The organism is Arthrobacter sp. Y3221157 (assembly GCF_059089865.1).
On sequence record NZ_JBNHFD010000012.1, the window covers coordinates 57,590 to 68,854 of the forward strand.

The 11,265-nt window shown below is 66.5% G+C and carries 10 protein-coding genes; 4 read left to right on the forward strand and 6 right to left on the reverse strand.

The features are described from left to right. Positions 1-93: 93 nt before the first annotated feature. Both AC5RTT_RS05900 and AC5RTT_RS05905 read left to right on the forward strand, forming a co-directional pair. Positions 94-2,034: a primary-amine oxidase gene (locus tag AC5RTT_RS05900; RefSeq protein ID WP_494144422.1), complete on the forward strand. Its 1,941-nt coding sequence runs from the start codon at positions 94-96 to the stop codon at positions 2,032-2,034. Beyond that, positions 2,018-2,437, forward strand: coding sequence for a hypothetical protein (locus AC5RTT_RS05905; protein WP_494144423.1), 420 nt, complete (start codon positions 2,018-2,020; stop codon positions 2,435-2,437). The genes AC5RTT_RS05900 and AC5RTT_RS05905 overlap by 17 nt, the downstream gene beginning before the upstream one ends. On the opposite strand, the gene AC5RTT_RS05910 is transcribed toward AC5RTT_RS05905, so the two are convergent. The 4 genes from AC5RTT_RS05910 to AC5RTT_RS05925 form a co-directional block, all read right to left on the reverse strand. Continuing rightward, a complete protein-coding gene (locus tag AC5RTT_RS05910; RefSeq protein ID WP_494144424.1) occupies positions 2,434-4,119 on the reverse strand; it encodes an alkaline phosphatase D family protein in 1,686 nt (561 codons plus the stop codon). The two genes, AC5RTT_RS05905 and AC5RTT_RS05910, sit on opposite strands and share 4 nt — an antisense overlap. Before the next feature lie 59 nt (positions 4,120-4,178). Then, positions 4,179-4,928, reverse strand: a complete 750-nt coding sequence (locus AC5RTT_RS05915; RefSeq protein ID WP_494144425.1) for a ThuA domain-containing protein — start codon at positions 4,926-4,928, stop codon at positions 4,179-4,181. Next, a complete protein-coding gene (locus AC5RTT_RS05920) occupies positions 4,928-6,061 on the reverse strand; it encodes a Gfo/Idh/MocA family protein (RefSeq protein WP_494144426.1) in 1,134 nt (377 codons plus the stop codon). Before AC5RTT_RS05920 ends, AC5RTT_RS05915 begins: the two co-directional genes overlap by 1 nt. A gap of 136 nt (positions 6,062-6,197) precedes the next feature. Then, positions 6,198-7,196 carry a LacI family DNA-binding transcriptional regulator gene (locus AC5RTT_RS05925; RefSeq protein WP_494144427.1) on the reverse strand — a complete coding sequence of 333 codons (999 nt, stop codon included), beginning with the start codon at positions 7,194-7,196 and terminating at the stop codon, positions 6,198-6,200. A 289-nt stretch (positions 7,197-7,485) separates the two neighbouring features. Here AC5RTT_RS05925 and AC5RTT_RS05930 point away from each other — a divergent pair, with 289 nt between their 5' ends. After that, positions 7,486-8,775 carry an ammonium transporter gene (locus AC5RTT_RS05930; protein WP_494144428.1) on the forward strand — a complete coding sequence of 430 codons (1,290 nt, stop codon included), beginning with the start codon at positions 7,486-7,488 and terminating at the stop codon, positions 8,773-8,775. Positions 8,776-8,891: 116 nt separating this feature from the next. Here the strand turns inward: AC5RTT_RS05930 and AC5RTT_RS05935 are convergent, their stop codons facing one another. Together AC5RTT_RS05935 and AC5RTT_RS05940 are read right to left on the reverse strand one after the other, a co-directional pair. Beyond that, on the reverse strand, positions 8,892-9,239 hold the full coding sequence (locus AC5RTT_RS05935; protein ID WP_494144429.1) for a hypothetical protein: 348 nt from the start codon (positions 9,237-9,239) through the stop codon (positions 8,892-8,894). Beyond that, positions 9,218-9,898: a glycoside hydrolase family protein gene (locus tag AC5RTT_RS05940; RefSeq protein WP_494144430.1), complete on the reverse strand. Its 681-nt coding sequence runs from the start codon at positions 9,896-9,898 to the stop codon at positions 9,218-9,220. Before AC5RTT_RS05940 ends, AC5RTT_RS05935 begins: the two co-directional genes overlap by 22 nt. Before the next feature lie 195 nt (positions 9,899-10,093). Here AC5RTT_RS05940 and AC5RTT_RS05945 point away from each other — a divergent pair, with 195 nt between their 5' ends. Then, positions 10,094-11,140 carry a DUF808 domain-containing protein gene (locus AC5RTT_RS05945; RefSeq protein WP_494144431.1) on the forward strand — a complete coding sequence of 349 codons (1,047 nt, stop codon included), beginning with the start codon at positions 10,094-10,096 and terminating at the stop codon, positions 11,138-11,140. The last annotated feature ends 125 nt before the right edge of the window (positions 11,141-11,265 follow it).

The following is an 11,265-nucleotide window of genomic DNA, read 5'->3' on the forward strand; positions in this document are numbered from 1 at the left end:
GACTCTTGTGAGCCATGTTACGTTCGTTTATTCTCTACAACTATAGAAAATAAACCACCAGCGGCCGACTGCGGCCTGGACAAAGGTTTCACCATGACTCTTGCACCAACCCACACTGCATCCCCCTTCAGCCTGGCAACGGCGCCGGAAATCCTTGCAGTACGTTCCATCCTGCAGGCAGCTGGCCAGTTGGAACCACAGCATCGGATCGCCTACTTGGGCCTCCTGGAGCCACCGCGTGGCGCGGCACCCGAGGGGGCGGACCGCCGCTTCCGGGTCTTTGTCCACGATGTCTCCGGCGCGGTGCCGCGCGACGTGATCGTCTCGGTCACGCAGCAAAAGGTGCTGTCCGCCGTCGAACTCGATACCGCGGTGACCGGCGAACTGCCGGTCCTTGAGGAGGAATTCGAGCTGGTGGAGTCCCTCCTTGCCACCGACACACGCTGGCTTAACGCTTTGGAGGACCGGGGCCTGAATGTTGAAAAAGTGCGTGTGGCGCCGCTTTCGGCGGGCGTCTTTGAATATGCCGATGAGAAGGGCCGGCGGATCCTGCGGGGCCTGGCGTTCGTCCAGGACTTCCCCGAGGACAGCGCGTGGGCACATCCCGTGGACGGCCTGGTGGCCTACGTGGACGTGGTGAACAAGGAGGTCACGCAGGTGATCGACCTGGGCGCCATGCCCATCCCCGCGGAGCACGGCAATTACACCGATCCGGAGCTGACCGGCCCGCTCCGCACCACCCAGAAACCCATCAACATCACCCAGCCCGAAGGCCCCAGCTTCACCGTCACCGGCGGCAACCACGTGGAGTGGGAAAAGTGGAGCGTGGACGTGGGCTTCGATGTCCGCGAGGGCGTAGTCCTGCACAACCTGGGGTTCCGGGACGGTGACAGGCTGCGGCCGATCATCAACCGGGCCTCCATCGCCGAGATGGTGGTCCCGTACGGCGATCCGTCGCCCGTCCGGTCCTGGCAGAACTACTTCGATACCGGCGAGTACCTGGTGGGCCAGTACGCCAACTCCCTGGAGCTGGGCTGCGATTGCCTGGGCGACATCACCTACCTCAGCCCGGTCATCAGCGACGCCTTCGGCAACCCGCGCGAGATCCGGAACGGGATCTGCATGCACGAGGAGGACTGGGGCATCCTGTCCAAGCACAGTGACCTGTGGAGCGGCGTCAATTACACCCGGCGCAACCGCCGCCTGGTGATCTCCTTCTTCACCACCATTGGCAACTACGACTACGGCTTCTACTGGTACCTCTACCTGGACGGCACCATCGAATTCGAGGCCAAGGCAACCGGCGTCGTCTTCACCTCCGCCTTCCCCGAAGGTGGCTCGGACAACATCTCCCAGCTCGCCCCCGGCCTGGGGGCCCCGTTCCACCAGCACCTGTTCAGCGCGCGGCTGGACATGGCAATCGACGGCTTCAGCAACCGGGTGGAGGAAGAAGACGTGGCTCGCCAGGCCATGGGCCCGGGCAACGAACGCGGCAACGCCTTCTCCCGCAAACGCACCGTCCTGGCCCGCGAGTCCGGCGCCGTCCGGGAAGCTGATGCCCGGGTGGGACGGACCTGGATTATTTCCAACCCCGGGTCCCGCAACCGCCTGGGCGAGCCGGTGGGCTACAAGCTCCACTCCCACAACCAGCCCACCCTGCTCGCCGACCCCGAATCCTCGATTGCCCGCCGCGCAGCATTCGCCACCAAGGACCTCTGGGTCACCCGCTACGCCGAGGAGGAGCGGTACCCCACGGGCGACTTCGTCAATCAGCACGCCGGCGGCGCCGGCTTGCCCGGGTACGTGGCCCAGGACCGGGATATCGACGGCCAGGACATCGTGGTCTGGCATACCTTCGGCCTGACGCACTTCCCGCGGGTGGAGGACTGGCCCATCATGCCCGTGGACACCGTAGGCTTCAAGCTCCGCCCCGAAGGCTTCTTCGACCGCAGCCCGGTCCTGGACGTGCCCGCCAACGTCAACGCGGCGTCGGCGTGCAACAGCGAAGGCACCAGCGGTGGCTCCTGCCACTAGCCGGGGACTTCATTCCCGGCTGTGCGCGCTGGTCACTGCGGCGTCCTGCCTGGTGCATGTGTGGGTGGCCGCTTCCGGCGGGCACGGCGTCTGGCTCGGACTCCTGATGGTGGCGCTCGCCGCCGTCTGTGTCCCCTGCACCGTCCACATCTGGCGCCACGGAAGAGTGGGGGCACTCCACCGGGTGGCTGCCGCCGCCGTGGCGATGGCCGGCCTGCACGCGGTCCTGTTGCTGGGCGCGGGAGGTGCGGGGCACGCCCACGGCGGGGGAGTGCCGTCGTCCGCTTTTGAGGTGACCAGCAGTAGCCGACTGCTGCTGGTTATCGGACTGGAACTGACGACGGCGATGCTCGCCGCCACGCTCGTGGCACGGTTGCGGCGCCAGGCGTCAGGCGGGACTTAACCCCGTTCCCTGGCAGGCTCCCCGGCGCGGCGGGAAGCGACGGTAATCTCCGCCACGCGTTCCAGCCTGGGGTGAAGGTTGTCCCCGCCGTCCACCACGCCTTTCTGCCACCATAGCTTCAGCCCCCCGGGCACCACCTCGAGGCTGGCCAGGTTGTTGTCGAACCACGGGCCCTTGATGCCGGACCACTGGAACGGCGGCGCTTGGACTTTGGCCGAGCGGGCAATGGCGGCGCCCACGGGGGCGGCCAGGCCGTAGGACATGACAGCGCCGAAGGACCGCAGGAGCCGGGGCAGCGGGTTACGGATGGGGGAGCAGACCGCCTGGATGATCCTGCTGCCTTCGCTCCGCTCCACTTCGGAGACGTAGGAAAAGTGCACGTCGCCGGAAAGGAAGGTCACCGTCTCCGGTGCCGGGCCGCGCCGGCCGTCTGCCACCTCCATGGCCATCGCCGCCACTTGCCGGAAGCTCTTTTGGAAGGCTGCCCAATGCTCCAAGTCGAAGGCCTGGCGCAGCTTCTCGGCGGCGCGGGCCGCGCGTTTCCCCCACGCGCCCTCCGAAACAGCCTCGTCCCAGGATTCGAGGTGATGCAGGCCCATCGGCAGCAGGAACGGCAGGGACGTGGCCACCAGCAGGTGCCGGAAGCCGCCCTGCATCCGGTCGTCCAGCCAGGCGGTCTCTGCGTCATCCAGCAGGGCGCGGCGGTCCGGTGCCAGGTTCCGAGCGGCACGGGAATCAACCACGATCAGCCGGGTGTCACCGAAGTCGCGGCAAAAACTCCACCGGTAAGCCTCCGGGTCTTGGTCTGCCTGCGCCGCAAAGGTGTCCAGCTCGGCGCTGAGGTCCAATTCCCCGCTGCCGCTGTGAGCGGCAACTTTCTGCCAGAGGCGATCCGCAGCGCGCTCCTGCGGCGAAAGGTTCCCGAGGTGTTGGTAGACCCAGTAGGACGCCAGCCCGGCTACGATTCGCCCACGCCACCAGCTGGCGGTCTGCATTTCCTCCCGCCAGCTCCGCGACGCGTTCCAGTCGTCCCGGATGTCATGGTCGTCAAAGATCATGGCGCTGGGCAGGGTGGACAGCAGCCACCTGTTGGCCGGGTCGGACCAGGCCAGGTAGTAGAGGTGGGCGTACTCCTCGTAGTCCTTGAGCTCCTCGCCGGGAGGCGCCTTAATGTCCCGCCGCGCTTTGATGAACTCCTGCATCTGGTCGCTGGTGGAATCGGCGTAGACCTGGTCTCCGAGGAATGCCACCAGATCTGGCCAGGGTTCCTTTCCGTTCGAGCTCCGGTCCATGGCGTACGCGCGCAGGGCGTCCACGCCATGACTGCGGTTGCCGGAGGCATCATGGGGGACGCTGGTCCGGCAGGAACCGAACGCCAGCCGCAGCGGCTTGCCCGGCTTGAGCGTGGCGATCACCGGCGGCGGGAAACCAGGCTCCTGCTCCGGCCATACCTGGCGTCCGTTGATCTCCACCGTGTACGGCGTTACCGTTCCAGGCTCAAGTCCATCCACGTCAACCAGGGCGTAATGGTGCCCGTGCACGGCAAAGGTTGAAGCCGTCCATTCCCTGCCGCCGGCCTGCACGGATACTTGGGAAGAGTCGCGGGTTTCCACCCAGATGCTCGCCGTCGTCTCATCCACGAACCGCATCATGGGACCTAGCACCAGCGCTGAGGAAGTCATCTCTCAGTTGTACCCGCTGGGGCGCGGGGCGGCTATGGGGAAACCCGCAACTTGTCTTCCTAGCGCTCCGCGAACCAGTCCCGCGCGGGATTGGTCACGGCGGGTGCCGAGCGGTCCAGTCCGGGCTGGGCAGCCCATTGGACGCCGTTCGCCAGGACGCGCTGGATCTGCGGGTGGTGGTACACCGGGTATTCCTGGTCGCCAGGGCTGAAGTAGAAGATGCGTCCCTTGCCGCGGGTGAACGTGACGCCGGAACGGAACACCTCGCCGCCGGCGAACGAGCTGATGAAGATCAGGTCGTCGGGGTCGGGAATATCGAACAGCTCGCCGTACATCTCCTGTTCCGGGATCACGATGGGGCTGTCCACGCCCTCGGCGATGGGATGCGACGGCTTCACGGTCCACACGAGCTCGCGTTCGCCCTCGTTCCGCCACGCCAGCGAGCAGCTGGTGCCCAGCAACCGGGTGAAGATCTTTGCGAAGTGCCCCGAATGGAGCACGATCAGTCCCATCCCGCCCAGAACGTGGCGCTGGACGCGCTCGACGACGGCGTCTCCCACCTGGTCATGGGCGATGTGGCCCCACCAGAGGAGGACGTCCGTTTCGGCAAGCACCTCCTCGCTGAGCCCATGCTGGTCGTCGGTGGCGAGGACCGCCGTCGTGATCTCCGACTCCGGGTAAAAGGGGCGGAGGCCTGCTGCGATGGCGCCGTGGATGCCGTCGGGGTAGATCTCCCCGATATGGGCCGGCTCGTTGTTAACCTCGTGGACACCTTCGTTCCAGACCAGGATCCTCAGCTTTTCACCCATTAGAGACGAACCTCCCTTTGCTCGCGCGCCGACAGGTAGCACGCGTCGATGATATGTGCCCGGTAGAGGGCCAGCGAGCCGTCATGCCCGCGCCAGGCCTCCGGGCCGCCGCGGACGGCTGTCACGAAGTCCTCCACCACGGCATCATGCGCCCGGCCCGGGAGGACCGGTGGCACATAATCGGCGGATTCCCCGTCCTTGTCGGTGAACACCCGGAGCTGGCCGACGGGCGGGAAGGGTGCGCCCTGCACCTTGAGGTCGGCGCCGCCGTCGGTCCCGTAGACGGTGAAGTCCAGCAGGTCGTCGGTTTCGCGGTACGTCGCCCAGCTGGCCTCGATGAGCAGCGTTCCGCCGCCCTCGAGCCGGAGGAAGGCGGATGCGAAGTCCTCCACCTCGAAGGCGTGGCTTGAAGCCAGGGCTGAGTAGGCGCTTCCGCCGCCCCGCCCCTGCGGGCCCAGCTCGGAGTGGGTGGCGGCGGACACTGCCAGCACCTTGGGTTCGCCCAGCAGGTGCAGGGCGTAGTCCAGTGCGTGGACGCCGATATCGGCCAGGGGCCCGCCGCCGGCGAGTTCGGGGTTGGTGAACCAGCTGCCCAGCGTGGGGATGCCGGAACGGCGCAGCCATGATGCCTTGGCGTAGTAGGGGCGCCCGAGGCCGCCGTCGTCGATGACCTGCTTGAGCGCCTGGATGTCGCCGCGGCGGCGGTGGTTGAAGGCGACGTCCAGGACCCGACTGGCTTTGCGGGCGGCATCCACCATGGCCTGGCCCTCGGCGGCGTTGCGCGCGATGGGCTTTTCGCTCAGGACGTGCAGGCCCCGCTCAAGTGCAGCAACGGCGATGGGTGCGTGCAGGAAGGTGGGCACTGCCACGCTGATGGCGTCCAGCCCGCCGTGGTCCAGCATCTCCTGCCAGTCCGCAAACCCGTGCGGAATGCCGTACTCGGCCTGGAGTGACTCGCGGAGGTCCTGTTCCATGCCGGCCAGCGACACAATGCGTACGCCTGGAAGCGCACCGTAGGCCTTCAGGTGCTGCTGCCCGGCCCAGCCGATGCCGACGACGCCGACCCTCAGTTCTGGAACAGGTGCTGCGGCCGGCGTGGCTGCCTGCTGGCCGACGGGCTGCTGGTTGTTCAAGGGTGTGCTTCCTTAGGATCGGGACTTTTACGGTTCATGGTGGAATCGATTCCACGAGGGGCGACGAGCGAGTCTGGATAACGTTGGAATCGATTCCAAAATTCTTTCAGTGCCTGCTCTCCACTGTCAACCCTTTTTATCGGGCCGTCGATTCCCGCACCACCAGCTCATGGGGAAGGAAGGTGCGCCCCCGGCGAGGTTCCGCCGGTCCGGTCATGCGGTCGAAAAGTGCCTCGAACGCAAGCCGGCCCATGTCGTACGCCGGCTGCCTGATGGTGGTCAGCTCCGGAACGCACATCTCCGCCTGGATCGAGTCGTCAAAACCCGCAACGGCAATATCGCCGGGCACGTTGAGGCCGGCATCAGTAATTTCCCGGACGCAGCCGGCGGCCACGGTGTCGCTGCCGCAAAAGACGGCGTCCGGCAGCGGGTCCAGGGTTAGCAGTTCCCTGGCGAGGCGGCGCCCGGCATGGAAGTCGAACCCGCCGTCGGTGAAGAGCGTGTGAGCGGGCGGCAGGCCTGCTTCTGCTGCAGCACTGCGGAACCCTTCCTCCCGCAGCCTGCCTGAGCGGGCGGCCCGGTTGCCGATCATTGCAAGCCGCCGGTTGCCGGTTTCGATTAGGTGCCGGGTGATGTCGAAGGCGGCCTGGCGGTCATCGATGGACACTCCGAACGCTGCCTCCGCGTCCCCCACTTCGCACAGCTGCACCACACTGTGCTGGGCGGCCAAAGCCTCCACGTCGTCGTCCGGCATGGTCGGTGAGAACAGCAGCAGCCCGTCAACAGAGCCGTTGCGGAGCATGTCCACGAGCTGCTGCTCCCGCTCCGGGTCGCCCGATGTCGGCGCGATGAGGCTGACATAACCAGACAATGCGGCTGCGTCGCCCACTCCGCGGAAGGCCTCGCTGATGATGGGTGAGTCGAGGTTTTTGGCGAGCGCCAGGATGCGCATCGTCCGGTCGCGCCGCAGGTCGCGCGCGGAGGCGAGCGGCCGGTAGTTGAGCTGGCGGATGGCTCCTGCCACCTTTTCCCTGCTCGCTACGCTCACGGCGGGGCTGCCATTCAGGACCCGGGATACTGTCCCTACGGACACTCCCGCCGTCCGGGCGACGTCCTGCACTGTCGCTCTCGCCATGTCCGTCTCTGTCCTTCCGCTGGCAGGGTTTGCCCAGCTGCCCGGGTTTTTCCAGCTTAGCCGCGCCGGGGAAGTGCAGCTGTGGCGTAGCCCCTGAAACCCGGGTGTGGATGACTGAAACCATCATTTAACACACCCGAAACCCAGCTCAAAACCCCCGCCATACAGTTGGATCCAGACGGCAATAGCCGCCCTCCGCTGAACGTGGTACTGACTCCGCGTCCCTCCTCCGGAGTGGCTCTGACAGGCGATTTCCGTTCTCTCCTCGCATCACGAAAGGGGTTTCCCAATGGATTCGGGAAATGTCGCTTGGATTCTGGCCAGCGCAGCGCTGGTCTGCATGATGATCCCCGCCCTGGCCCTGTTCTACGGGGGCATGGTGGGTTCGCGCCGCATCCTCAACATGATGATGATGTGCTTCGGCGGCGCCAGCCTGGTCGCCGTCCTGTGGGCGCTGTTTGGGTACTCGCTGGCCTTCGGGAACTCCGTGGGCGGCCTGGGGCTGATCGGTGACGTCACGGAGTTCCCCGGCATGGGGCAGCTGCTGGCCGCGGACGAGGGGGCGTCCATCCCGGTCATCCTGTTCGCCGCGTTCCAGCTCTTCTTCGCCTGCGTCACCACGGCCCTGGTGGCCGGCGCGGCGGCAGGACGCATGAAGTTCGGCGCCTGGATGCTCTTCGCCGGCATCTGGGCCACCATCGTCTACTTCCCCATTGCGCACTGGGTCTTCGCCTTCTCCTCCGCGGACGGCAGCGTGACTGGCGGCTGGATTGCCAGCGGCATCAAGGCCATCGACTTCGCAGGCGGCACGGCCGTGCACATGAACGCTGGCGCCGCCGCCCTCGCCCTGGCACTGGTCCTGGGCAAGAGCTCGGGCTGGCCCCAGATGGAACACACCAAGCCGCACAGCCGGCCGCTGGTCCTGGTTGGCGCGGGCCTGCTGTGGGTGGGCTGGTTCAGCTTCAACGCCGGGTCCGCACTCTCTGCCGGCCAGTCGGCGTCGGTGGTTTTCCTGAACACCGCCGTGGCAGCGTCCGCCGGCCTCCTCGCGTGGGCCCTCGTTGAGCGGCTCCGCAACGGAACCGCCACCAGCATGGGCGCTGCATCCGGCCTGGTCTCGGCACTGGTCGCCATCACGCCCGCCTGCGGCTCGGTCAGCCCGCTGGGCGCCATTGCCATCGGCCTGATCGCCGGCGCCGTGTGCTCGCTTGCGATCGAGCTGAAGTTCCGGCTCGGCTTCGACGACTCGCTCGACGTCGTTGGTGTCCACCTGGTGGGCGGCATCCTCGGGACCCTGCTGATCGGCCTCTTCGCCACCGACGCCGCCCCGAACGCCGTCAACGGGCTCTTCTACGGCGGCGGCCTGGACCTCCTGGGCGTGCAGTCGCTGGCAACGGTCACGGTCCTGGCGTACTCGTTCGGCATCACCTGGGTCCTGGCAAAGATCCTGGACAAGACCGTGGGCCTGCGCATTAAGCCGGAGGACGAGATGCGCGGCATCGACCTCGCGGCCCACTCCGAACTGGCGTACCTGACGGACGAGGACCCGGTGGAGCTGGGCTCACCGCACCGCGGCTAGCTTCATCAGGGCCTTGGGCCCGCCCACGAATCAGGCAGAGGGCCAAGCCCTGGACCGGTGCCGGCAGCAGCTGGCTTATAGTTCCAGGGTTTGGCCCGCTGTCGTGCGTGCTGCCTTCAGTGTTCGGTGCACACCAGGACGCCGTCACGGACTTCCAGGACGGCCGCCCGGACGTGGCTCAGGCGCGTGCGCGGGTCCGCTTCCATGCTGCCGATGTCCTCCCCGCCCCAGTACGGATGCGTGAAGTACACCAGCAGGGCCCGCTCCGCGCCGTCCCCGCCGGCGGGAAGCGGCACCACGTCCGCATGGCGTCCGACGACGGGCCGGCCGCCTGCCGTTTCAGGTGCGGTGAGGATGAGGCCGTCCAGGTGCTCCTGCCGGGTCCAGCCGCCCGCGGCATCTTCAGAGCGGTAGACGGCCTGGCCCCGCCATTCGTCCACGATCATCCAGTACGCCCCGGCCATCCGGAACGCCTTGGCCCTTCGTGGGGGCGCCCGGAAATCGCGACTCCTTCCAGGACCCACGATGCCGGGTCCTCCGGCGTGTCACTGACCGCGCTGTAGGTGTTGCAGTCGCGGGTTTCGTCCTTGTACCAGAGACGGTAGCGGCCGTCCCCGCAACGCGCCACGGCCGCATCGATGGCCCGCGGGGAGTCCAGGTCAATGGCACCCAGGTATTCCCAGTGCTCCAGGTCCTTGCTGGCGAACTGCACGATGCCCGCCTGCCCGGTCCAGTCAGTCCTTACTCCGGGCAGCACGGTAAGATACATGATCCATTGGCCGCCGATACGGACGACGTCGGGCGCCCAGAGGGTTGCAGGCTGTTCAGTTCCCGGCGGCGTGAGCCCGTCCACGGTGCCCTGGTAGGTCCAGGTGGCACCGCCATCCGATGACCGCGCGACGCCGATACCCGTACCGTGCACCCATTCGACGCCGGTCAGGCCCGCTTTCGTGGCCCGGCGCTGCGTGTAGAACAGGACCCACTCGCCCCTGAGGTGGTCGGCCACCAGGATGGGGTCAGTGGGGCCGTCCCATACCGGGTCGCGGTAGGGAACCGTGAAGGCGTCGGGGCGCAGGGGAGCCAGGGTGGCGATGGCCTCGTCGGTGGCAGGTGTAGCCGGCACAATTTCTCCAACGTTGTAGTTTTGATTGTGATCCAGCATAAAGCGCAATGAACGGCGTGAACATTGGCTGCTTCGTTCTTGTTCGGATCCCTTTACCGTCATGCGCTGGACGTATACTCCGAACATGCCAATAACGAGCCTCAACCGAAGCATCCACGCTCAGCAGTCCGCCGTCGGGAAGCGCGGGAGCGAACTGTGAGCGGCGGTCTCGTTGCCCTGTTGGATGACGTCGCAGCCCTGGCCCGGATAGCTGCCGCCTCGGTGGACGACGTCGCGGCCGGCGCCGCCAAGGCAGGGGCCAAGGCTGCCGGCGTCGTCATCGACGATGCCGCCGTCACGCCGCAGTACGTCTCCGGCAGGGACCCGTCCCGCGAACTCCCGATGATCAAGAAGATCTTCTGGGGCTCGCTCCGGAACAAGCTCCTGGTCATCCTGCCGGCCCTGCTGCTCATCAGCGCCTTCGCCCCGTGGGCAATCCCGTTCATCCTGATGCTGGGCGGCACCTACCTTTGCTATGAGGGTGCGGAGAAGGTCTGGCACAAGATCCGCGGCCACCACACCGCGGAAGAGGATTCTCCGGCGGTTGACCGCGGACCGGGGGCCGAGGCCAAGGTGGTCAAGGGCGCCATCACCACCGACTTCATCCTGTCCTGCGAGATCATGGTCATCTCGATGAACGAGGTGGCCGCTGAATCCATCTGGATCCGGGCGCTCATCCTGGTAGTGGTGGCCCTCGTCATCACGGTCCTTGTTTACGGCGCGGTTGCCCTCATCGTGAAGATGGACGATATCGGCCTCCACCTGACCACCAAGGACTCCGCCGGCTCCAAGCGCTTTGGCGAAATGCTCGTCAAGGGGATGCCCGCCGTGCTGGCGGCGATCACCTTCATCGGGACCATCGCCATGCTGTGGGTTGGCGGCCACATCATGCTGCAGGGAGCCCACGATCTTGGCTGGCACGCGCCGTATGACCTGGTCCATGTCCTTGAGAAACCCTTTGCCGGGATTGCAGTGGTGGGCGGCTTCCTCGCCTGGCTCGTGAACACGCTGTGCTCGGCAGTACTCGGGTTGGCGTGGGGCCTGCTCGTCATGGCTGTTGTGCACCCGTTGCTGAAGGCGCTGCCGATGGGAAAGAAGAAGGGCGGGCACGAGGAAGGCGACATCCGCGCCGAACTCGCCGGATACCGGCCAACGAAACGGGACGGCGAGCCTGCTCAACGGGAAGGCGATGCCGCCCATTAGCCAGTAGGCCGCAGCGCAGAGGCTGCTTTGATGCTCCTATAGCTGTCAATTGTTGTTGAGCCAGTCTGAGTAGCGTTGGAAGAATTGGTCGTCGCGGGTGAGGCCGCGTTCGAATCTGGACAGTG